This window comes from Paraburkholderia strydomiana, assembly GCF_046030495.1.
Classification (GTDB): domain Bacteria; phylum Pseudomonadota; class Gammaproteobacteria; order Burkholderiales; family Burkholderiaceae; genus Paraburkholderia; species Paraburkholderia strydomiana_A.
Map to the genome: position 1 here is coordinate 1 of NZ_JAQQCJ010000045.1, position 22,969 is coordinate 22,969.

Genomic DNA, 22,969 nt, shown 5'->3' on the forward strand with positions numbered 1-22,969 from the left:
CTATGCCCCCAGCCCGATGCCCCAAGCCCCCAGCCGCAAGCCCCATGCCCCAACTCCGCCCCCACAGCCAATCCCCTCCAACGCGTAAAATGGCCGGCTATCACAGGCAATCGCAGCCGCACGGAACATCGCCGACACCCGCATGGACGCACCCTCCGGCGAGCCTCACGATCCACGGGCGATTGCCTCGGCCGGCTTGAATAGGAATGGACGCTGATGTCGTCAGTTTTCTTTGATCGGGAACGGATTGCGGAATGGCTCGGTGATCGGACCGTGGCCAAAGCGCGCTCGGTGGGCCTGGTCTCACATGTGCAGTGGCAGGGCGCCACGCTCAGCGGCGACGTCCAGGGCACGCAGCCGCTGCCGTACCGAACGCGGGTGCGATTTCGCACCGATGGCGGTTCGCCGTGGGCGCAAAGCGACTGCACCTGCCCCGTCGGCCGCGACTGCAAGCACGTCGCCGCGCTGCTGCTCGCCGAACTCGAGTATCACGACGAGATGGATCACATCATCGACGTCGAGCCGAATGAAAGGCCGAACGAAGGGGCGGACGACGGCGAGCCGCCACACAGCCAGTCGCAGGAGTCGCTCCCGAACCTCGCCCGGCCAGCCGGCGTGCGCCCCGAACTGGTGAGCTGGCTCGAGCGTTTCCGCGCCCGCGCCGAAGCGGCCGACGCGATCACGCAAAAAGCGGGCGCCGCGCCCACCCAGACGCTCGCGTACCGGCTGAACTGGTCGAAATTCCATATGCGCCACGAGGTCGTGCTGTACCGCGCGCGCTGCAATCCGGACGGCATGGTTGTCGAAGTCGACGAACCTTGGGACAACGTGGAAGCCGCGCTGCTCAAGCAACCGAAATTCGTCTCCGACGAAGACCTGTCGATCCTGCGCGGCCTCTGGCTCGGCCGCTCGCGCGAGGATTTCGGCCAGTTCATCCTGCGCGGCACGAACGGCGCGGAGATGCTGCAGAAGCTGATCGCGACGGGACGCCTGTTCTTCGACTTCGAAGCGGCGCCGGGCAGCGCGGGACCGGTGCCGCTGTCGCGTGCCGCCGACCGCCCCGGCCGGATCGAATGGGAGCCGCTCGCCGACCAGCGTCTGCGGCCCGTGCTGCGCACCGAACCGCGCGCGTCGATGGTCCTGCCGACCGAGCCGGTCTGGTACGTGGACGGCGTCGCCAACGAAGCGGGTATCGTGCAGTCGTCGCTGCCGTTCCAGCAGTTGCCCGACTACCTCGCGATGCCGCCGATCTCGCTGGCCGAAGCGCCGCTCGTCGCATCGGTGCTGCGCGAGATCGCGCCCGGCTTGCCGCTGCCGCCCGCCCATGACGCGTCCGCGATCCGGGTGATCGACGTCGAGCCCGTGCCGGTGCTCACGCTCAACAGCCACGCGCTGCCGTCCGCGGCGAAGGGCGAGCAGCGCAAACCCCAGGCGGTCGAACTGGCTGGCGTGAGCTTCGACTACGACGGCGTGAGCATCAACGTCGACAGCAGCGTCACGCTGGTGCCGATGCCGGGCGGCGATGTGATCCATATTCGCCGGCGCTACGAGGCCGAGAAAAAGCGTCTGCTCGAACTGCGCAAGACCGGCCTGCAGAAAGTCCCGACCAGCCGGGTCTACGCGTCGCGGCTGTTGCCCGACACGATGCTCGGCCTGTCCGACGCCGACGCGTGGTCCGCCTTCGTCAACGACGCCGTGCCGGAACTCGTGCGGCAAGGCTGGCGCGTGACGATGGCGCCGGCATTCCGCTACAACGTGATCGAGATCGATGCGATCGACGGCACTGCGCATCAGGCCGGCGACGGCTGGTTCGATCTTGAGATGGGCATCCGCATCGGCGAGCGCAACGTGCGGCTCGAACCGCTGCTCGCCGATCTGTTCCGGCGCGACCGGCGCTGGTTGAACGGCGGGCTCGACAGCATCGCCGACCATGAGCCGATCGAACTGAAGACAGAAGAAAACAAGCGGCTGCGCCTGCGCGCCGATCGTCTGAAGCCGGTGGTGCGGGTGCTCGTCGATCTGTTCGATTCGCTCGGTGGCACGCTGGCCGAAGGCGCGCCGCTGCGCGTGCCGTCGGTCGACGCCGGCCGCCTGGAGGCGTTGAACGACACCGGCCGCTGGCAATTCCGCGGCGACGATTCGATCCGTCAGCTCGCGCGGCGTCTGCAAGCCGGCCCAGGCCTGCGCGAAGTGCCGGTACCGCGCGGTCTGAAGGCGGAGCTGCGCACATATCAGCAGCAAGGCCTCAACTGGATGCAGTTTCTGCGCGAACAGGATCTGGCCGGCGTGCTCGCCGACGACATGGGGCTCGGCAAGACCGTGCAGACGCTCGCGCACATTCTTGCGGAGAAGGAAGCGGGGCGTCTGAGCCGCCCCGCGCTGATCGTCGTGCCGACCACGCTCGTGCATAACTGGCGCGAGGAAGCGCGGCGCTTCGCTCCCGGGTTGAAGGTGCTGGTGTTGAACGGCCCGCAGCGCAAGGAGCGCTTCGAGCAGATCGGCGAACACGAACTGATCCTGACGACCTACGCGTTGCTATGGCGCGATCAGAAGGTGCTGGCCGAACACGAGTATCACCTGCTGATTCTCGACGAGGCGCAATACGTGAAGAACGCGACCACCAAAGCCGCGCAGGCGATTCGTGGTTTGCGCGCCCGGCATCGGCTGTGCCTGACGGGCACGCCGCTGGAGAATCATCTCGGCGAGTTGTGGTCGCAGTTCGATTTTTTGCTGCCGGGGTTCCTCGGCACTCAGAAAGACTTCACGCGGCGCTGGCGCAATCCGATCGAGAAGAACGGCGACGGTGTGCGGCGCGCGCTGCTGGCGCGCCGCATCCGGCCGTTCATGCTGCGCCGTCGCAAGGACGAGGTCGCGAAGGAACTGCCGGCCAAGACCACCATCGTGTGTTCGGTCGATCTGGAGGGCGCGCAGCGCGATCTCTACGAAACGGTGCGCACGGCGATGCAGGAGAAAGTGCGCGCGGCGGTCAGCGCACAGGGGCTCGCGCGCAGTCACATCATCGTGCTGGATGCGTTGCTGAAGCTGCGTCAGGTCTGTTGCGATCCGCGGCTCGTCAGGATGTTGCGGGCAAATGGTGCGGCGCAGCAGGGGGACGATTCGGCGGCTGGAAATTCCGCCAGGCCGGACAGGGAGAAAGTCGAGAAGGTTGAAAAGGGCGCGCGCGCCGTGCGCTCGGCCAAGCTCGATTTGCTGCTGTCGATGTTGCCGGAGCTGATCGAGGAAGGGCGTCGCGTGCTGCTGTTTTCGCAGTTCACCGGCATGTTGTCGCTGATCGCCGCGGCGCTCGACGAAGCCGCGATTCCCTATGTGCTCCTGACCGGCGATACGGCCGATCGCATCACACCCGTCGAACGGTTCCAGCAGGGTGAGGTGCCGCTGTTCCTGATCAGCCTCAAGGCGGGCGGCGTCGGCCTGAACCTCACGGCGGCCGACACGGTGATCCACTACGACCCGTGGTGGAATCCGGCCGCCGAGAACCAGGCGACCGACCGCGCGCATCGGCTCGGGCAGGACAAGCCGGTGTTCGTCTACAAGCTGATTGCCGCGGGCAGCATCGAGGAAAAGATCGTCGAGTTGCAGGAGCAGAAGGCGGGGCTCGCCGACAGCATCCTGTCAGAAGACGCGGCGGGCGCCGCCAAGTTTTCGGACGACGACCTCGACGCGCTGTTCGCGCCAATGCCGGAGATCGAAGGCGGGAGGTGATTGTCGTTGGACGCCTGGGGGTGCTGGAGTGGCACTGTCGCGCGATACATCTCAAAAGCGGGCAAGTGAGGGCCCTGGTCCCGGGCGCGTGATCTGTTCTGTGCGGCGTCGGCCTCGATCGGCAGGCGCCGCCTTTTTTTCGCACCCACGCCGCTTCAACCTCAACGCCGGGTTTTATTGGACCGCATTGCTATCTCAATAAAACTGGGCGTAGTCGCCATAGTCGCCGAATGCGATCTTTTATGAGATAAAGCTGCACTCGCCGACAACGACGGCCGGATACCCGGAATCAATCCGTTCCCACTTGCCTTTTGTCGCAATTTAACAATGTTTAAACGATTTATATTGAGATCATTCTTATACTCACTCGAAAATTGTTAAATCAGTGAGCGACGAGTACGGTGCGATCTGAAATGACAGGCCGACCGGTCCCATCGGTGCACGAGCGAAACCAGCCGAAGTGAGCGCCGATTGGCGCCGGACGAGATCCACAGTCGGCGGATCCGGAGAGACTTCAAGAAAACGTGCGAAAGCGGCGCTCAATCCGAAGCCGTGACGGATAGCTGCTGAGCCGCGTCCGAAAAAAGCATGGGGGTTTTCGATTATGATGATTTGCTCTGAATAATCTGTAGGATAAAGGCGGTCGATATAAGCGTTGTTTCGGAACATGCCGAGACAACGCTGAAAACGGGGACGAGGAAGGGCCACTAGTCAAAAAGGTGCGGCTAGAGCTTGAATGGGAAGCCGGATCGTCGGTGCGAGCACCGCCATCCCGGTCATCTGCCGGCTAGCCTGCACCGGTTACGAAGAACGACGTCGCGTTGTGGGGTTTTATGAGAATTGCAGTTCTGGATGACGATTCGGCCCAGGCCGATCTGGTTTGCCAAACGCTGTCGGCGGCGGGCCATATCTGTCACGCATATGGCGCGGGGCGCGAGCTGGTGCGGCAGTTGCGCCGTCAGACTTTCGATCTGCTCGTGCTCGACTGGAACGTCCCTGACATGTCGGGCGAAGAGGTGCTGCGCTGGGTGCGCGAAAGCCTCTCCGAGCGCCTGCCGATTCTGTTCATGACCAGCCGCAGCCGCGAGACCGATATCACGTCGATCCTGAACACCGGGGCCGACGACTATCTCGTCAAGCCCGTATCGGCCGCCGTATTGCTGGCGCGGGTCGGCTCGCTGCTGCGCCGCGCCTACTATCTGAAGCCGCCGGCGGCGAAAGAAGTGTTCGGCGAATTCGAATTCGATCTGGGCGCGAAGCATGTGGTGGTGCGGGGCACGCCGGTCGCCGTCACGCAGAAGGAATTTGAACTGGCGCTGCTGCTGTTCCAGCACCTGAGCCGGCCGCTGTCGCGCGCTCACATTCTCGATGTGATCTGGAAGCAGGCCACCGACATCCCGTCGCGCACGATGGACACCCACGTGTCGATGCTGCGCAGCAAGCTCGGGCTGCGGCCGGAGAGCGGCTATCGCCTCACGCCGATCTACGGTTATGGCTACCGGCTCGAACGAATCGAGACCAACGAGCCGCCGGCCGCCGCGGACGAAACGCCGGAAGCGGGGCAGGCGTGACGTTTTCCCTGACTATGACGGTACGCTGCAGCGTAGCCGTGCCCGGCCGTCGTGCCGCCGGCTGGCTGGCGATGGCCGGGCTGATTGCAATGAGCTGGTGCGGGACGGTATCGGCCGAGTCGGCGGTATCCCGCGCGCTCAGACCCCGCGCCAAAGCCACGGCGCCGACCTATGTCCGGTACACGACGCGCGAAGGCGACTCGCTGTACGACATCGCCAACAGTTATCTGGACGGCACCGCCGACTGGGCCACGCTGAGCCGTCTGAACCACGTGCCTGCGCCACGCCGCATGCCCGCCGGCATCGTGTTGCGCCTGCCCGCCGACCGCCTCAAGCAGGATTGGGAAACGGCCCACGTGGTGGCGACCAGCGGTCCGGCCGAGCGCGCTTTCGGCAAGAACCCTTATGCGCCGCTCACGCCGGACGCGACGCTGGTCGAAGGCGACCGCATCCGTACCGGGCCAAACGGCTTCGTCACATTGGAGTTGCCGGACGGCTCGTTCATCACGGTCGCGCAGGATGGCGAACTCGACATCGGCAAGCTCCGGCGCACCAGGCTCACCGGCGCGGGCGACCGCGTCTTCGAACTGCATCACGGCGAGGTCGAGAGCCAGGTCACGCATGCGACCAGGCCGGACGACCGCTTCCAGATCCGTTCGCCGTCGGTGGTGGCGGGCGTGCGCGGGACGCGATTCAAGGTGAACTATAGCGGCGACGCGCAGACGACCATGGTGGAGGTGTTAGACGGTGCGGTCGGCGTCGATCCGGCCACGCAGAACGGCCGGGACGCCGCACCGCCGCCCGGCGCGGCGCTGCAGGCGTCCGAGCAGCTCGTGAAGGCGCGCTTCGGCAACGTCACGCGCTCGGGCGGCGCGGTCGGCGGTCCGGTCGAACTGCTGCCGGCGCCGGCGCTGGTCCAGCCGGCCCGAGTGCAGGACGGCAAGACGGTCGCGTTCGATCTCGTTGCGGCCGACCACGCCGTCGGCTACCGCGTGCAGATCGCGCGCGACGCTGACCAACTCGACCTGATCCGCGACCTGCGCGTGAGCGCGCCGCATGCGGACTTCGGCGATCTGCCCGACGGCACGTATTTCGTGCGGATCGCCGCGATCGCCCCCAACGGGCTCGACAGTCTGCCGCAGGTGTACGCGTTCGAGCGGCGTCAGGTGGGACTGGACGTGTCGGCCGGGCCGCGCGCCAACAGTCACGACTACGAGTTCCGCTGGTTCGTCAGCCGCGCGCAGGTCGATACGCGTTTTCGCTTCGTGCTGGGCAAGACGCCCGATCTGCGTGAGCCGGTCGTCGATCGTACCGATCTGTCGGGCGGCCAATTCGTCGTCAGCGATCTGCCGGCCGGCGTCTATTACTGGACGATCATCGCCGAGCAGTTCCAGAACGGCCGCCTTTACGAAACGGGCAGCGCAGTGCGTTCGTTTACGATCGCGCGCTGACGCTGGTAGATTGGTGAGGCCGGCCCACGAGCCGGCCCATTCCCAGGTTCCTCACCCCACGCCCATTTGCCGACTACACCTACGCGCCTGAGCCTCGTCGACCCGCGTGCCCGTCTCGGCAGGCGCGCCGGCCTGCGCTTCCTGATCGAATGGGTGAGCGTCGGTTGCCTCGGCATTCTGGTGATTCTGCTTGCCTCGCTCGGCCGGATGAGCGCGAGCGTCGATCTGCTGGTCTACGACTACTTTCTGAGTGCGCGCGCGCAGCCTTCGCTGCCCGACATCGTCGTGGTCGAAATCGACAACGCAAGCATCGCGCAACTCGGCCGCTGGCCGTGGCCGCGCAGCGTCCATGCGAAGCTGCTCGAACAGATCGCCGGGGCGAAACCCGCCGCCGTGGTTTACGACGTGCTGTTCACCGAGGCCAATCCCGAAGACGCCCAACTGGCTCACGCGGTCGCGCTGAGTCCAACCTACCTGCCGGTGCTGCTGAGCGCGCCCGACGCCTCGGGGCGTCGAGTCGTGGTCGAGCCCGTCGCGCCGCTCGCGCAGGCGGCGGCTGGCCTCGGCCACATCAATTTCGAAGTGGACCGCGACGGCATCGTGCGCAGCGTCGCGCAGTTCGAGGGGGACGCCGGCTCGCGCTGGCCGCAACTGATGGTCGCGCTCGCCGATGCGATCGGGCGTGACACCGTGCACCTGAACGGGCGACCGCCACGGCAAGCGCCGGCTAGTGCGGCGGCGAGCCTGGCCGCCCGCGATGACGGCGGCGAAGACCGTTTCCTGATCCCGTTCGGCCCGAACGCGCAGAGCTACACGAGGCTGAGCTTCGCGAGCGTGCTCGCCGGCAAGGTATCGGCCGACCAGTTGCGCGGGCGCATCGTCGTGATCGGCGTGACCGCGTCCGGTTTGTACGACCGTTTCGCGACGCCGGTGTCCGGCGAACTGGGACCGTTGCCCGGCGTGTACATCCACGCGAACGTGCTCGACACCTTGCTCACCGGCCGCGAGATCCAGCCGGCCGGGCGCTGGATGGTGTTCGCGGTGTCGCTGCTGCCGCTCGCGGTGCTGCTGGGCGGATTTCTGGTGCTGTCGCCGCGTCGTTCGTTGCTACTGACGGTCGGCCTCGTGCTGCTCTCGGTGGCGGCCAGCGCCGCGTGGCTGTACGGCGCGCGGTTCTGGATATCGCCGGCGCCGGCCATGATCGGCGTGGTGGTCGTGTATCCGATCTGGAACTGGCGGCGCCTCGAAATGACGATGGCCTATCTGCGCGAAGAACTGCAGCGCCTCGCCGACGAGCCTCATTTGCTGCCTGAAACGCCGCAGCGCCGCCGCGAGTTCAGCGGCGACGTGCTGGAGCAGCATATGGCCCTGATGGCGCAGGCCGCGCAGCGGGTGCAGGACATGAAGCGATTCGTCTGGGACAGCCTCGACAGCATGCCCGAGCCGATCCTGGTCAGCGACGTGCACGGCGTCGTGCTGATCGCGAACCATGCGGCCAAGGCGCATTTCGCGCGGCTCGGCGCGCCGCTGCCCGAAGGGCGGCCTATGCAGGCGGTGCTGGACGGCCTGACGCTCGTCAAGACGATCGACGGCGACGCGGCCTCGGACGCCGAGCACAATCAGTACGCGCATGCGCACTGGCCGGCGCTGCTCGATCCGGCGCGCGGCGAATTCGCCGCACTGATGGAGCACGGCGTCGAGGTGCGCGACGCCAACGGGCGCGACCATTTGCTGCGCTACGCGACCTGCACCAACGCGCAAGGCGAGACGACCGGCTGGATCGCGGGTCTCGTCGACGTGTCGGCGCTGCATGCGGCCGAGCGTCAGCGCGAAGACGCGTTGCGGCTGCTGTCGCACGACATGCGCTCGCCGCAGGCGTCGATTCTGGCGCTGGTCGAGATCGAGCGCGCCCGCACCGAGCCCACGCTTGCGCGCGAATTGCTGGGGCGCATCGAGCGCTATGCGCAACGCGCGCTCACGCTCGCCGACGACTTCGTGCAACTGGCGCGCGCCGAGTCGCAAGCCTATGTGCTCGAACCGGTGAGCCTGACCGAGTTGATCATCGACGCGAGCGACGAAGTCTGGCCGCAGGCGCACGCGAAGCGCATCACGCTGCAGACGGACACCGGCGACGACCACGAGGACGACGGCCGCTGGATCTGCGTCGACCGGTCGCTGATGACGCGCGCGCTCGTCAACATCCTGAACAACGCGGTCAAGTACAGTCCGCCGGACACGCGCATCGTGTGCAGCGTCGAGAGCGCGACACCGGCGATCGTGCCGGGCCCCGCGCGGCGCGTGTCGTGCACGATCCGCGATCAGGGCTACGGCATTCCGACGGAGCAGCAGGCGGGGCTGTTCGAGCGCTTTCGCCGCTTTCACGCGAGCGAGCGGCCCGAGGTGGGCGGAGCGGGGCTCGGCATGGCCTTCGTGAAGACCGTCGTGACGCGCCATGGCGGCGACGTCGACGTGGTCAGCGCGCCCGGCGAGGGCACGGCTTTTACGATCTGGCTGCCGGCGCTCGATGAGGCGCAATTCGACGCATCCGTCACGTCACGTTCATGACGGACCAACACGTAAGGTTCGAAAAAGAGAAGATGCACAAAACCACTCTGATGTGTGCCGCGCTGGCCGCGGCAAGCCTCTGCGGTTGCGCGGGCCTCAATGCGGACGTGCACAGCACGAATCCGGCGGCGGGGCTGCCGGGAGAGCCGACTTATACGATCATGCGCATGCCGTCGCAGGATGCCAGCGCCGATCATCCGCAATTCGAGGCGCTGCTGCGCGACGAACTGGCCAAACGCGGCTTCGTCGCCGCGACGGGCAACGCCACGCATTATCTGCTGTCGATTGCGTATGACACGCGGCCGGCCACGGTCGGCGTCGGCGGCAAGGATTGCGCGCCGAGCGACTGCGCCAAAGCCGAGGCGCCGTTCGCGCTGTTCGGCGGCGCTCCTTACCAGCATTCGCTGACACTGCGCTTTTTCGAGCGCACGAGCGGCGAAGAGCGCTATAAGGTTCGCGCGGTGATCGCCGATCGCGATGCGGACCCGCTGCACGCGATGCCGGTGCTCGTGAAAAGCGCGCTGGCGAAGTTTCCGTTCGATGCGTCCGACTGGCGTGTCAAGCTGCGGCAGGACAAGGCGAGCGGCGTGCCGGACGTGATTTCGGTGAAGCCGCTGCCGCAGTAACGGGCGCGGGCTATCGCTGCGGCGCGTCGGCTTCCGGCCAGCGGTTTTCGAACACGCAATCGGCCAGCGGCAGGCGGCTTGCCCAACGCTCGGTTTCCAGCATCGGCTCGCTGTAGAACTGGTCGACGTGGCCCAGACACAGGATCGCAACCGGCCGTGCTCCCTCGGGCATGTGCAGCAGCGTGCGGACCGCGTCGACGTCAAACAGCGACACCCAGCCCATGCCGAGCCCTTCGGCGCGCGCGGCGAGCCACATGTTCTGGATCGCGCACGCCACCGAGGCCAGATCCATCTCCGGTAACGTGCGGCGCCCGAAGATATGGCGCTCGCGCCCGTCCATCAGCGCGATCACCAGCAGTTCGCCGCACGCCAGAATGCCTTCCACTTTCAGCTTCATGAACTCTTCGCGGCGCTTGCCGAGCGCGTCGGCGGTGGCGAGCCGTTCGCTTTCGACCGTTGCGTGCAAGGCGGTGCGCAGCGCCGCGTCGGTGATCCGCATGATCCGCCACGGCTGCATGAAGCCGACGCTCGGCGCGTGATGCGCCGCGTCGAGCAGGCGCGCGAGCATGGCGGGATCGACGGGATCGCGCACGAAGTGGCGCATGTCGCGGCGTTCGTAAATCGCGCGATAGACGGCGTCGCGCTCGGAGTCGTTAAAAGGCTTCGCCATGGAACAGGGCGGCCGTGAAGGCCGGGTTGGAGGGCCAGTAAGCGTGCATGTAGGTCGCCACGATCGAGCCCGCGCGATAGACGGCCTCGCCGGGGCCGTCGCTGTTCGGCCGGGTGGCCGAGCGCAGCGGGGTAAGCGGGCTGCTCAGCTTCGAGTAGTGAAACGTGTGGCCGGTCAGCGGCCCGTGCAGGCCGTCGATCTGCTGCATGCCGAGCGCCGTGAAGCGGGTTTGCATCGTCGCATGGCCGGGCAGCAGGCCGAGCATCGGCGTCGTGACGCCGTGCGCGTCGGTCAGCCGGTCGAGCAGGTAGAGCATGCCGCCGCATTCGGCGACCAGCGGTTTGCCCGCCGCCGCGTGCGCGTGGATCGACGCGGCGCTGCGCGTGCTGGCGGCGAGCGTCGCGGCGTGCAGCTCCGGATAGCCGCCTGGCAGATAGAGCGCGTGGGCGTCGTCGGGCAAGACCTCGTCGGCGAGCGGCGAAAAATAGTCGACCCGCGCGCCGAGCGCTTCCAGCAACGCGACGTTGGCCGGATAGATGAACGAGAACGCGGCGTCGCGGGCAATCGCGATGCGCTTGCCTTCGAGCAGGCGCGGCAAGGCTTGCGGCGCCGGCGCGCCGAACTCGACCGGCGGTGGCAAGGCGGTGAGCGCGGTCTGGGCGAGCGTGTCGGCGGCGCGGTTCAGACGCGCGTCCAGATCGTCGATCTCGGCCGCCTGGTGCAGGCCGAGGTGGCGGTCGGGCAACGCGATTTCATCACTGGCTGCGATGTGTCCGCACCAGCGCAGCCCGGCGGGCAACGCCTCTTCGAGCATCTGCGCGTGGCGCGCCGAGCCGACGCGATTCGCGAGCACGCCATGAAACGGCACCTGCGGGCGAAAGTGCGCGAGGCCGAAGGCGACCGCGCCGAAGGTCTGCGCCATCGCCTTCGCGGAAATCACTGCGAGCACCGGCACGCCGAAGACCGTCGCGAGATCGGCGCTGCTCGGCGTGCCGTCGAACAGACCCATCACGCCTTCGATCAGGATCAGATCGGCTTCGGCCGCCGCCTGTGCGAGCAGATTGCGGCACGCGGCCTCGCCGACCATCCACAGGTCGAGCGACAGAACCGGTGCGCCGCTCGCGCGCGCGAGGATCATCGGATCGAGAAAGTCCGGGCCGGTTTTGAAGACGCGTACGCGCCGTCCCAACCGTTGGTGGTAGCGCGCGAGACCGGCGGTGATCGTGGTTTTGCCCTGCCCCGAAGCGGGAGCGCTGATGAAGAGCGCGGGGCAGGCACGGGAGGAAGTCTCCATCGGGCGCGCTCCGGAGTTAGTCTTCTGTGCAGACGCCCCGGTGGACGTTCCCTGGGAGGGCACCCCGCAGGGCGCGGAGGCCTCTCCCTGTTGGGACGTTCCTGACGAAGTGCCGTCGGGCCGCTCGGACATCGCTCAGAACTCCACGCCGCGCTGCGCTTTCACGCCTTGCTCGCGGTACGGATGCTTGACGATGCGCATTTCGGTGACGAGGTCGGCGGCTTCGATCAGCGCGTCCGGTGCGTGGCGGCCGGTGACCACCACGTGCAGCATCGCGGGGCGCGCCTTCAGCACCGACAGCACTTCGTCGAGCGGCAGGTATTCGTACTTCAGCACGGTGTTCAGCTCGTCGAGGATCACCATCTGGTACTCGCCGCTTTCGATCATCCGGCGCGCTTCGTGCCAACCTTTGCGAGCGGTGGCGATGTCGGCGTCGCGGTTCTGCGTGTTCCAGGTGTAGCCGTCGCCCATCGTGACGAAATCGCAGTTCGCGATCGCGCCGAGGAAGTCTCGCTCGGACGTATGCAGCGCGCCTTTGATGAACTGCACGACGCCGAGCCGCATGCCGTGTCCGAGCACCCGCACGGCCATACCGAACGCGGCGGTGGTCTTGCCTTTGCCGGTGCCGGTGTTGACGATCAGCAGGCCTTTTTCGACGGTCGCGTTGGCCTGCTTCTTCTCGTGGCCTTCGCGTCGGCGCTCGGTCATGCGTTGATGCGATTCGGGGTCGGTCTTCATCGAAGGTCCTGTCGGTGAGGGGCGTGGTTGGGTGGTTCGTCGCCGGCGTCGGTTGCGGCCGTGGCGATTGCCACGGTGACGCCGCCGTGGTGCGTTTTGGAGACGAGGAGGCGGGTGGTGGGTGCTGCCGGTGCAATTGCTACGGCACGTGCGGCGAGCGTACCCGCAGCCGCCACAGCCGATATTGCGCCCGCATCGGGTGCGGTGTGCGCCGCGCGTGCGCCACGCACAGTCGCCGCTACGAGCGCGGCAGGCTCACACGACGCCGCGAGCAGCGCACACGGTTCGCAGACGCCGTCCACGCCGAGATGCTCTCGCACGGCGTCCGACGGTTTCGCGACTGCGATTCCTGCGACCTGCGCACGGCTGAAGAGTAGCAACGGCAGCGCGTGACGCGCGCAGAATTCGAGCAGACCCGGCTCGTCGGCTTTGGTGTCGACCGAAGCGACTGCGCGAATCTGATCGAATGCATGTGGACCGAGCGCGGCGCGCACGGCCGCTTCGATCTGCGCGGCCGGGGTGTTCAGGCGGCAACCAATGCCGACGCTCAGCGTTTTCATTGGGAGGCCGTTCCGGGAGTCGAGGCAGCGGCGGAATCGGCACTGGCAACGGAAGTGCCATCAACGTCGGAGCCGCCATTGGCGCCAGCACCAGCCACCCCATGCGCCACGTCCGCCTTGACCGCCGCACGAGCCAGCGCCAGCGACGCCACCCCGCCGATCACCACGATCGCCGGCGAGCCAAGCCCCGCACGCGCGACAGCATCGACGAACTCGCCGAGCCGCGCGAGCACGTGACGCTGTTCGGGACGCGTCGCCGATTCGATCGCCGCGCACGGCGTGTCGGCGCGCATGCCGGCCGCGAGCAGCGCGGCGGTGATCTCGCTCAGGCGCCGCATGCCCATATAAATCACCAGCGTCATCTGCGTAGCGACGAGCGCGGTCCAATCCGGCTCGCCGCTGCCCGCGCCGTGTCCCGTGACGAACACGACGCCCTGCGCGTAATCGCGATGTGTGACCGGGATGCCGATTGCCGCGGGCGCGGCAATCCCCGCCGTGATGCCGTTGATCACTTCGACCTCGATGCCCGCTTCGTGCAGCGCCTGCTGTTCCTCGCCGCCACGGCCGAACACGAACGGATCACCGCCCTTGAGGCGCGCGACGCTGCGCCCGGCCCGCGCATGTCCGAGCATCTGCGCAACGATGCCGGCTTGCGGCGTGGACGGATGCCCGCCGCGTTTGCCGACGTACACGACCAGCGCGTCATCGCGCGCGAATTGCAGCACGTCGGGATTGACCAGATCGTCGACCAGCACCACGTCGGCTTGCGCCAGCGCGCGGGTGGCCTTCAGCGTCATCAGTTCGACGTCGCCCGGGCCCGCGCCGATCAGCCACGCGCGGCTCATCGCGGCGGGCATGGCGCGCGCCATGGCGTCACCGGCTGGAAGGGGCGAAGCGGGCAACTGCGCCCAGCGGCGGAGATTGAAATCATGCGGTGCAACGGATTCGGGCTCGGCGAAAACGCGGCCGGTTCATGGCGAATCCCGCGAAAGTACGGCTCATGCGGAATACGCGACCGGACGCGTCACGTCGTGCTTCAGCGCCTTCACATCCGTCCCTCGCGGATTCCGGCGGCCGGCGGCGTAACGTGCGCCGCCTCCGCGTCTGGCCGGTATCCGGGCTGGCGGCCTCATGCGCTTTGCCTTCCCGTGCCGGATTCGCCGGACAGTGGCATCGAAAAAACGCATGCGCGGCAGGGCTGATGGAACAGCGCGCCGCAGGTCGCTTACCGTTGCGGGGACAGCACAGGTTGAGCGCATGACGCGCTGCCTGTTTCCCGTTTAACTGCACACGCGAACGCATGTGCGGGCACCAAACGCGCGCATACGATAGCACATGGCACCCCGCCCGATAAGCGCTTGCGGCCTGCGTTTTCTTGACTGCACGGGGCCGCGGGCCTACACTCGCACGCACTTTGGTGCTCGTGTGCGCGCTCGTGCGCATGCAGTTAAACGGGAAACAGGGTGCCCGCCTGCATTGGACCGGGTCAACCTGTGCTGCCCCCGCAACGGTAAGCGAAAAGTGGCGTCGGTTGCATCGACCGACGCTGCGGAGCCGGCTTCGATGTCCACGCGCAAGGCCGCGTCGGCATATCACCACTGGGCGAGAAATCACTCGTCCGGGAAGGGGAAGCGGCGCTTTCGCCAGCCCGGATACCGGCCAGAATACGCAGGATGCCCGCCGCGGGGATGCGACGGCGCGTTCATGACCTCACACCCGCTTTCTGTTTACCGTTGTCGCGGCAACGCCGTCGTTCGTCCCCGTGTGTTGTGATCGTGCCGGCTTTGGCAGCGCGTGCGCCTCGTGCGTGTCCGGCCGGCCAGCCCATGCAGACAGACGCGCGAACGTACCGGCGGCCCCGGGCAACGCCTACGGATGGACCTCACGATGCAAACTCAAATGCGCAAGATCCCCGTCACCGTCGTCACGGGCTTTCTCGGCAGCGGCAAGACCACGCTGCTGCGGCATATTCTTCAGCATGCGGGCGGCAAGCGCATTGCGGTGATCGTCAACGAGTTCGGCGAACTCGGCATCGACGGCGAAATCCTCAAAGGCTGCGGCATCGGTTGCGATGAAAACGGCGTCGAAACCGAAGGGCAACTGTATGAACTCGCGAACGGCTGCCTGTGCTGCACCGTGCAGGAAGAGTTCTTTCCCGTGATGGAAAAGCTCGTCGAGCGCCGCGAGCAGATCGATCACGTGCTGATCGAAACCTCCGGTCTCGCGTTGCCCAAGCCGCTGGTGCAGGCGTTCAACTGGCCGCAGATCCGGAACAGCTTCACCGTCGATGCGGTCGTCACTGTAGTGGACGGCCCGGCTGCCGCCAGCGGCCAGTTCGCCAACAACCCGGTGGCCGTCGACGCGCAGCGCAAAGCCGATCCGAATCTCGATCACGAGTCGCCGCTGCACGAACTGTTCGAAGATCAACTCTCGGCGGCCGACCTCGTGATCCTGAACAAGACGGACCTGCTCGACGACGCGCAGCAGGGCGCGGTCGAAGCGGTGATCCGCGAAGAGATTCCGCCGCAGGTGAAGGTCGTGCGCGCGCAGATGGGCCAGCTCGATCTGCATACGTTGCTGGGTCTCGAAGCAGCGTCGGAGGAAACGATCCACTTGCGCCACGACCACCACGGGTCCGCCGACGACGCCGATCACCACCACGACGAATTCGACTCGGTGGTCGTGCAGGCGAATGCGCCGTCGCGTGAAGCGGTGATCGCCGCGCTGCAAGCGCTCGTCGAAGCGAACACGATTTACCGCGTCAAAGGGTTCGCGGCATTGCCGGGCGCGCCGATGCGTCTCGTGATCCAGGGCGTGGGCCGGCGCTTCGACAGCTACTTCGATCGACGCTGGCAGCCCGGCGAAGGCACGCAAAGCCGCTTCGTGCTGATCGGCGAAGACCTTGATCAGGCCGCGTTGCAACGCGCGTTCGATGCGGCGCTTGGCGTCGTGTCGTCGCGCGCCGCAGCCAGCGAGGCGTAAGCGCTCATGCATCTGCTGCGCACGACGCCGGGCGGTTTCGTCGACGATACGCAGGGCGTGATCCGTATTGATCAGCAGCCCGCCGACATTGTCGTGCTCAGTTCCGCCGACACCACGCTGTCCCTGCTCGCGAGTGTTTTTCCGCGACTGGGCGAGGGCTTCCCCAGCGTGCGGCTCGCGAACGTCACGTATCTGCGGCAACCGGCCTCGGTCGATTTCTATCTCGAGGATGTGCTGCAGCACGCGCGCGTGGTGGTGGTCGATCACCTCGGCGGCGAGGCGTATTGGCCGTACGGCATCGAGCAGGTGGTCGCGCTGGCGGAGCGCAAACAGCAAACGCTCGCGATGTTTTCCGGCGACTTGCAGGAAGATCCGAACCTGCTCGCGCGCAGCACCGCCGCTGCCGATCTGTGTCATCAGCTCTGGCGCTATCTGCGCGAGGGCGGTCCGCAAAATGCCGAGGCGTTTCTGCGCTGCATCGCGCACCGCGCGTTCGGCTGGGGGCGCGAGCCTGCGCCGCCGCGCGCGTTGCCGGCCGCCGCGCTCTATCATCCGCGGCACGACATGCCGACCATCGCCGACTGGCAGGCGCGCTGGCAAGCCGGCGCGCCGGTCGCGGCGATCCTGTTCTATAAGGCGCATCTGCAGGCGGCCAACACGGCGGTGTTCGACGCGCTGATCGACACGCTCGAAGCACAGGGCCTCAATCCGTTGCCGATCGCGATCACGTCGCTGAAAGACGCGATGAGCCGCGACGTCGTGCAGACATTGTGCGCGCAGCACGAGGTCGCGCTGGTGTTGAATACGACCGCCTTCGCCGCATCCGCGATCGACGACCCCGCGCCGCTCGCGCTTGCCGGCGACGCGCCGGTGTTCCAGGTGATCCTGAGCGGCGGCAATCGCGACGACTGGCTCAAGGACAACCACGGCCTCAATTCGCGCGATATCGCGATGCATATCGCGCTGCCGGAAGTGGACGGACGCATCATCACGCGCGCGATCAGTTTCAAGGGGCTCGCGTATCGCTGTGCGCACACCCAGGTCGACGTGGTGCGTTATCAGCCGGACCTCGAACGGGTGGGCTTTCTCGCTGAATTGAGCCGCCGCTGGTGCCGTCTGCGATCGCTCGATAATGCGGACAAGAAACTCGCGCTGATTCTCGCCAACTATCCGATGAGCGAAGGGCGCATTGGCAATGGCGTGGGGCTCGACACGCCGGCGTCGGTGGTCGGCATGCTGGCGATGCTGCGCGACGAGGGCTATCGTCTCGCGGACGAAATGCCCGCCGATGGCGATGCGCTGCTGAGGAAGCTCACGCAAGGCGTGACCAACGATCCGGTCGTGCGCGATCTGCGCCCCGCGTTGCAAAGCCTCGCGCTCGACGACTATCTCGCGCATTTCAACGCGCTGCCCGCCGAGGCGCGTCAAGCACTGAACGCGCGCTGGGGTACGCCCGACCAGGACCCGACCCTGCGGCGCGGCCGTTTCCTGATCGCGGGCTGGCGCTGCGGGCAGGTGTTCGTCGGCATCCAGCCGTCGCGTTCGCGCGAGCAGGGCGATTATGCGAGCTATCACGACGCCGAACTGGTGCCGCCGCATGCGTACCTTGCGTTCTATTTCTGGCTGCGTCACCAGTTCGGTATCGACGCGGTCGTGCATGTCGGCAAGCACGGCAATCTCGAATGGCTGCCCGGCAAGAGCGTCGCGTTGAGCGAGGCGTGCTGGCCCGATCTGATCCTCGGGCCTATGCCGCATCTGTATCCGTTCATCGTCAACGATCCGGGCGAGGGCAGCCAGGCCAAACGCCGCGCGCAGGCGGTCATCGTCGATCACCTGATGCCGCCGCTCACGCGTGCCGAAAGTTATGGTCCGTTGCAGGATCTGGAGCGCCAGGTCGACGAATACTATGAAGCGCTGATGGTCGATCCGCGCCGCTCGAAGCTGCTACGGCGCACGATTCTGGCGACCATCGTCGAGCACAAGCTGCATGAGGAGTTGAGTCTCGCGGAGCCGAACGGCGAGGACGACGAGGACGTGCTGCTCACGCGCGTCGACGCGTGGCTGTGCGAATTGAAGGAAGCGCAGATTCGCGATGGCTTGCATACGTTCGGGCAATCGCCTGCCGGTGTGCAGCGGCGCGACACGTTGCTCGCGTTGGGGCGCTTTCCGGTCGGCGACGGGCAAGGCGCCAGAGCCGGCTTGATCGATGCGTTGGCACGCGATCTGCGGATGGATCATCTGTTCGATCCGTTGTCGGTGGATTGGTCGGCGGTGTGGGACGGCCCGCGTCCCGATGTGTTGCAGCAGGTGAGCGACGCGCCGTGGCGGCATGGCGGCGACACGCGCGAACGGCTCGAGTTGCTGGCGGCGCAAATGTTGAGCGGCGTGTGCGGCGACCGGGCCGATGCAGGCGAGCTGCGCGGCGCGATATCACGCGCGACACCGCCAGCCGGTGCGCTGCCGCAAGCGGAGCAGGTCATCGAGCGCTTGCGCGACGACGTGCTGCCGAGGCTCGACGCCTGCGGTCCACAGGAAATGCTGCATCTGAAGCGCGGCCTCGAAGGGCGCTTCGTGCCGCCGGGGCCGAGCGGTTCGCCGTCGCGCGGACGGCCCGACGTGCTGCCCACCGGCCGCAATTTCTATTCGGTCGACACGCGCGCGGTGCCGACGCAAGCCGCGTGGTCGCTCGGACTGAAATCCGCGCAGCAGTTGCTCGAGCGGCATCTGCAGGACAAAGGCGATTATCCGCGCGCGATCGGGCTCTCGGTCTGGGGCACCGCGACGATGCGCACCGGCGGCGACGACATCGCCCAGGCGCTCGCGCTGCTCGGCGTGCGGCCGAAGTGGGCGCCGGGCAGTCATCGCGTGACCGACTTCGAGATCATGCCGATCGAAGCGTTCGATCGTCCGCGTATCGACGTCACGTTGCGCGTGTCCGGATTTTTCCGCGACGCCTTTGCGAACGTGATGCATCTGTTCGACGCCGCTGTGCAGGCCGTTGCCGAACTCGACGAACCCGAAGCGCTGAACCCGATTCGCGCGCGTGTGCTGCGCGAACGCGATGCGCTGATCGCGCGCGGCATGGATGCCGCCGAGGCGCGCCGGCGCGCCGGCTGGCGCGTGTTCAGCGCACGGCCCGGCGCGTATGGCGCGGGTCTGCAGGACATGATCGACTCGCAGCAGTGGCAGACCGACGCCGATCTCGCGGACGCTTATCAGGCGTGGGGTGGCTACGCGTACACGCAGAAGAACGCGGGCGAAGAAGCGCGCGATGCGTTCGGTGCGCGCCTCGCCGCGCTGGACGTGGTGCTGCAGAACCAGGACAACCGCGAACATGACCTGCTCGATTCGAACGACTATTACCAGTTCCAGGGCGGCATGGTCGCGGCGGTTCGGCATCTGGCCGGCACTCAGCCGAGCGTGTATCACGCCGATCACAGCAATCCGGCCGCGCCGCGCGTACGCACGCTGCATGAGGAGATCGCACGCGTGATTCGTTCGCGTGTGGTCAATCCCAAGTGGATCGACGGCGTGAAGCGTCACGGCTATAAGGGCGCGGCCGAGATCGCCGCGACCGTCGATTATCTGTACGGTTACGATGCGACCGCGCGGGTGATCGCGGATCATCAATATGCGCTCGTCACCGATGCTTATCTGAACGACGCCGATACGCGCGAGTTCTTGCAGCGGCACAATCCGCATGCATTGCATTCGATCTGCGAGCGTCTGCTCGAAGCGATGCAGCGGGGATTGTGGCAAGCGCCGGGCGAGTACCGTGCACAAGTCGAAGGACATCTGCTCGCGAGCGAGCAGCAGATCGAAGGAATGCAGACATGAATGCAGCGACGCCAGCAATGAGCCACCAGGCGGCCGAGGAGCCGCGGCGCAATCAGCGACCCGGGTTTCCGTTTGCCGCGTTGATCGGGCAGGCGCCGTTGCAGCAGGCGCTGCTGCTGGCCGCGATCGATCCGGGGCTGGGCGGCGTGCTGGTCAGCGGGCCGCGCGGCACGGCCAAGTCGACCGCGGCGCGCGCGCTCGCCGAGTTGCTACCGCAAGGGCAACTGGTGAATTTACCGCTCGGCGCGAGCGAAGACCGTCTGATCGGTACGATCGATATCGAAACCGTGCTGCGTGACGGCTCGGTGCGTTTTTCTCCAGGCCTGCTCGCGAAAGCGCATCACGGCGTGCTGTATGTGGATGAAGTCAATCTGTTGCCTGATGCGCTCGTCGATGCATTGCTCGACGTCGCGGCGAGCGGCGTGAACACCGTCGAACGCGATGGCGTTTCGCATAGCCACGACGCGAGCTTCGTGCTGATCGGGACGATGAATCCCGAAGAAGGTGAACTGCGGCCGCAATTGATCGACCGCTTCGGCTTGATGGTGGAGTTGCAGAACTGTTTCGAGCCGCAAGTGCGTCAGGCGATCGTGAAAGCGCGGCTCGCGTTCGATCTCGATGCGCAGGGCTTTCGTGCAGGCTATGCGGCGCGGCAGGCGGCGTATGTCGAGCGGATTCGTGCGGCGCGCGAAGCGCTGCCGCAACTCGCGTTCGACGACGCCGTGCACGCGCATGTCAGCGCGTTGTGCATCGACGCGGCCGTGGATGGTCTGCGCGCCGATCTCGTGATGCTGCGCGCGGCGCGGGCGTTGGCCGCACTGGAGCAGGCAGTCGCGGTAACGGCGGAGCATGTCGACCGGGTTGCCGAGGTGGTGTTGATTCATCGGCGTCGTCAGCGTGACGAGCAGGCAGGTGGCGATGCGTATGAGAGCGAAGCGCGGCGGCAAGCCGCTGCGGGCGGCGCTGCGGATCGACCGGCTGGATCTGCAGCGGGTGCCGCGTCGGCTCCCCCCGGCACCGACGAGAACGACTGGGGCTACCTGCCGCCCGAGCCGGCCCCGACCACGCAAGTCAAAGGCGTCATACCGCTTGGCGCAAAAAAACGCTGAGCCATCGGAAGGGCGCCGCCGCTGACACGCGCAGCGGTTTTCGATGGCGAGGAGGCGTGGGTGCGAATTCGCGCAGCCATTTGCGGGGCGATCCGCGCGGCAAGCCGGGTACGCGCATCGCCTGGCCGCTAACGCTTGCCGCGAAGCGCGCGGCGCCGCTGCGTGCAGATCACCTGCGCTTCGTGCGGGAGGCGCCGCGCGGCGGCGTCCTGCATTGCTTCGTGCTCGATTGCTCCGGCTCCATGCTGGCCGGGCAGCGTCTCGCGCTCGCGAAGGGCTTGCTGATTGCGTTGTTCGACCGCGCGAGCGCCGCGCGCGCCGAAGCTGCGTTGGTCTGTTTCGGCGGCGCGGAGGCGGACGTGCGTTTTGGCCCGGCCGTGCCGCGCTGGTGGAACGAGCGGTGGCTCCGGCCCGTGGGCGGCGGCGGCGGCACGCCGCTCACGTCCGGCATCCGGCGCGCCGCACAGTTGCTCGCGCGGAGTGCGCGTGTGAAGCCCGCCCAGCAGCGCTGGCTGTGGATTCTGACCGATGGCCGCACCCGCGACGAACCTGCGCGCCCGCCCGACGCGGACGAAGTTGTATTTGTCGATTTCGAGCGCGGGGCGATACGGCTCGGCCGTTGCGAAGCGCTCGCCGATGCGTGGGGGGCGCGGCGTGTGAGGCCGGAAGAGCTGATCGGCTGAGCGGCCCGTGCGTCTGGGCGTCGCCCGCTTTCATACGTTTACTTCAGACCGTTCGACCAGTACTGCACGTCGTCCTGCCGGTCGAATACGAAGACTTTCATCGCCATCTGCTGGGACGCGTCGAGCCGGTCCAGCTCAAGCCCATGGTTCGACGGGGCGCCAGGCGCGTTGCCTTTCTGCACGTTGCGGATGATGGCGCTGGTCTCGATCTGCGTATCGAATTCCGCCGACTTCAGGCGGAAAGCGAGTCGCAGCCGTTCGCCGACCGCGCCGAGCGTCCACGCGGCGCTCAACGACATGCCGAGCGCACTGATGCCCTTGGCCAGACCGAGTCCTTCATATGCATTGCCCGTTTCGCCGATGCCGAAACGTACCGCCAGGCGCGCCTGAACGCGGATCGATTTGCGCTCGCGCAGACGGCGGACGACGCCGGGCTTCGACAGCACGACGTAGTCGAACGGCGCGCGGCAGACCGCTTCGACCGTGCAGACGAAGCGGAACACGGCCTGGCTGGCGATGGCGACGATCTCGATGTTTTCGCCCGGCGCGAGCGGTAGCTGGCGGCCTTGCTGCAACGGCGGCGTGACGAAGAGCGCGTGATTCGGCGCGAAACCGATGATGCGGCATGGGTGCATTGGCGCGCCGCTGCCGAGCTGCGAACGCACGCCGATCAATGCGCCTATTTCGAGGTGCATGTCCTTGAGCGTCAGTTCGCTGGCGGAATCCGCGAGTGGTGCTGCCGTGGGCGACGCTTGGGTGGCCGTGTCCAGCAGATCACCCCGCTGCGGGTGAAAGTGACTGAACAGGAAGTTGCGTTCGTCCGTGTTCGCCAGAGTGGTGCCGCCAGCGAACAGCAGTGAGCCGTCGCTATCGACGATCGGCCAGGCGAGGGGCGTGCCGACTGGCACCGCATCCGGGGCGAGCGCCGACGATAGCGCGGCGGGCGAGTTTTCCACGACGTGTTCCTCGACAGGATGATCCATGGTCGGGCGGTTATTTTAAGTGGCGGGATATCTTGGTTGACGGCGGCGGAAGTGAAAACTTGAGTGCGCGGTTATTACGGTCGGTTACGCGCCGGTGTTTCCGAATGGGGTGTTCAATAAAATCGGATAACTAACTAATTTTTTGGCTCTGGTCGGAGGCGTGGCTTTACTGGCCAG

16 protein-coding genes and 2 riboswitches are annotated in these 22,969 nt (G+C 66.7%); of the genes, 9 read left to right on the forward strand and 7 right to left on the reverse strand.

Translation table 11 applies throughout. The annotated features are described in order from the left end of the window. Positions 1–216: 216 nt before the first annotated feature. A complete protein-coding gene (locus PQQ53_RS33940) occupies positions 217–3,723 on the forward strand; it encodes a DEAD/DEAH box helicase (RefSeq protein WP_408328966.1) in 3,507 nt (1,168 codons plus the stop codon). A gap of 363 nt (positions 3,724–4,086) precedes the next feature. Here PQQ53_RS33940 and PQQ53_RS33945 read toward each other — a convergent pair whose 3' ends face one another. Next, entirely contained in the window at positions 4,087–4,392 is a 306-nt protein-coding gene (locus PQQ53_RS33945; RefSeq protein ID WP_408150433.1) for a hypothetical protein, read from the reverse strand. Positions 4,393–4,556: 164 nt separating this feature from the next. Between PQQ53_RS33945 and PQQ53_RS33950 the strand changes: the two genes are divergently transcribed. From PQQ53_RS33950 to PQQ53_RS33965, 4 genes are all read left to right on the forward strand, one after another. Next, positions 4,557–5,294: a response regulator transcription factor gene (locus tag PQQ53_RS33950; protein WP_408328969.1), complete on the forward strand. Its 738-nt coding sequence runs from the start codon at positions 4,557–4,559 to the stop codon at positions 5,292–5,294. A gap of 14 nt (positions 5,295–5,308) precedes the next feature. Further along, entirely contained in the window at positions 5,309–6,745 is a 1,437-nt protein-coding gene (locus PQQ53_RS33955) for a FecR domain-containing protein (RefSeq protein WP_408328972.1), read from the forward strand. 66 nt (positions 6,746–6,811) lie between these two features. Then, complete coding sequence (locus tag PQQ53_RS33960) at positions 6,812–9,310, forward strand: CHASE2 domain-containing protein (RefSeq protein ID WP_408328976.1); 2,499 nt, start codon at positions 6,812–6,814, stop codon at positions 9,308–9,310. A gap of 32 nt (positions 9,311–9,342) precedes the next feature. After that, complete coding sequence (locus tag PQQ53_RS33965) at positions 9,343–9,936, forward strand: DUF4136 domain-containing protein (protein ID WP_408328979.1); 594 nt, start codon at positions 9,343–9,345, stop codon at positions 9,934–9,936. Between the two features lie 10 nt (positions 9,937–9,946). On the opposite strand, the gene bluB is transcribed toward PQQ53_RS33965, so the two are convergent. The 5 genes from bluB to cobA form a co-directional block, all read right to left on the reverse strand. Beyond that, positions 9,947–10,606 (reverse strand): 5,6-dimethylbenzimidazole synthase, encoded by a 660-nt coding sequence (gene bluB, locus PQQ53_RS33970; RefSeq protein ID WP_408328982.1) that lies wholly within the window; start codon positions 10,604–10,606, stop codon positions 9,947–9,949. Continuing rightward, positions 10,590–11,900, reverse strand: coding sequence for a cobyrinic acid a,c-diamide synthase CobB (locus PQQ53_RS33975; RefSeq protein WP_408150422.1), 1,311 nt, complete (start codon positions 11,898–11,900; stop codon positions 10,590–10,592). Before PQQ53_RS33975 ends, bluB begins: the two co-directional genes overlap by 17 nt. A gap of 135 nt (positions 11,901–12,035) precedes the next feature. Next, positions 12,036–12,638 carry a cob(I)yrinic acid a,c-diamide adenosyltransferase gene (gene cobO, locus PQQ53_RS33980; RefSeq protein WP_408150420.1) on the reverse strand — a complete coding sequence of 201 codons (603 nt, stop codon included), beginning with the start codon at positions 12,636–12,638 and terminating at the stop codon, positions 12,036–12,038. Next, positions 12,635–13,198, reverse strand: coding sequence for a cobalamin biosynthesis protein (locus PQQ53_RS33985; RefSeq protein ID WP_408328985.1), 564 nt, complete (start codon positions 13,196–13,198; stop codon positions 12,635–12,637). The genes cobO and PQQ53_RS33985 overlap by 4 nt, the downstream gene beginning before the upstream one ends. Further along, entirely contained in the window at positions 13,195–14,043 is an 849-nt protein-coding gene (cobA, locus tag PQQ53_RS33990) for a uroporphyrinogen-III C-methyltransferase (RefSeq protein WP_408157928.1), read from the reverse strand. The genes PQQ53_RS33985 and cobA overlap by 4 nt, the downstream gene beginning before the upstream one ends. A 244-nt stretch (positions 14,044–14,287) precedes the next feature. Next, positions 14,288–14,529, reverse strand: a riboswitch (cobalamin riboswitch). Between the two features lie 67 nt (positions 14,530–14,596). Then, positions 14,597–14,876: riboswitch (cobalamin riboswitch) on the forward strand. Between the two features lie 209 nt (positions 14,877–15,085). Between cobA and cobW the strand changes: the two genes are divergently transcribed. The 4 genes from cobW to PQQ53_RS34010 are packed head-to-tail and all read left to right on the forward strand — an operon-like array spanning position 15,086 to position 21,809. Beyond that, positions 15,086–16,180, forward strand: a complete 1,095-nt coding sequence (gene cobW, locus PQQ53_RS33995; RefSeq protein WP_408328988.1) for a cobalamin biosynthesis protein CobW — start codon at positions 15,086–15,088, stop codon at positions 16,178–16,180. Between the two features lie 6 nt (positions 16,181–16,186). Further along, positions 16,187–20,017, forward strand: coding sequence for a cobaltochelatase subunit CobN (gene cobN, locus PQQ53_RS34000; protein ID WP_408328991.1), 3,831 nt, complete (start codon positions 16,187–16,189; stop codon positions 20,015–20,017). Continuing rightward, positions 20,014–21,126, forward strand: coding sequence for a magnesium chelatase ATPase subunit I (locus PQQ53_RS34005; RefSeq protein ID WP_408328993.1), 1,113 nt, complete (start codon positions 20,014–20,016; stop codon positions 21,124–21,126). Before cobN ends, PQQ53_RS34005 begins: the two co-directional genes overlap by 4 nt. A gap of 56 nt (positions 21,127–21,182) precedes the next feature. Continuing rightward, positions 21,183–21,809 (forward strand): vWA domain-containing protein, encoded by a 627-nt coding sequence (locus tag PQQ53_RS34010; protein ID WP_408157922.1) that lies wholly within the window; start codon positions 21,183–21,185, stop codon positions 21,807–21,809. Positions 21,810–21,847: 38 nt separating this feature from the next. On the opposite strand, the gene PQQ53_RS34015 is transcribed toward PQQ53_RS34010, so the two are convergent. After that, the gene (locus tag PQQ53_RS34015) at positions 21,848–22,792 is read right to left on the reverse strand and encodes a flagellar brake protein (RefSeq protein WP_408328996.1); all 945 of its coding nucleotides are present in this window, start codon (positions 22,790–22,792) and stop codon (positions 21,848–21,850) included. Positions 22,793–22,969: the final 177 nt, after the last annotated feature.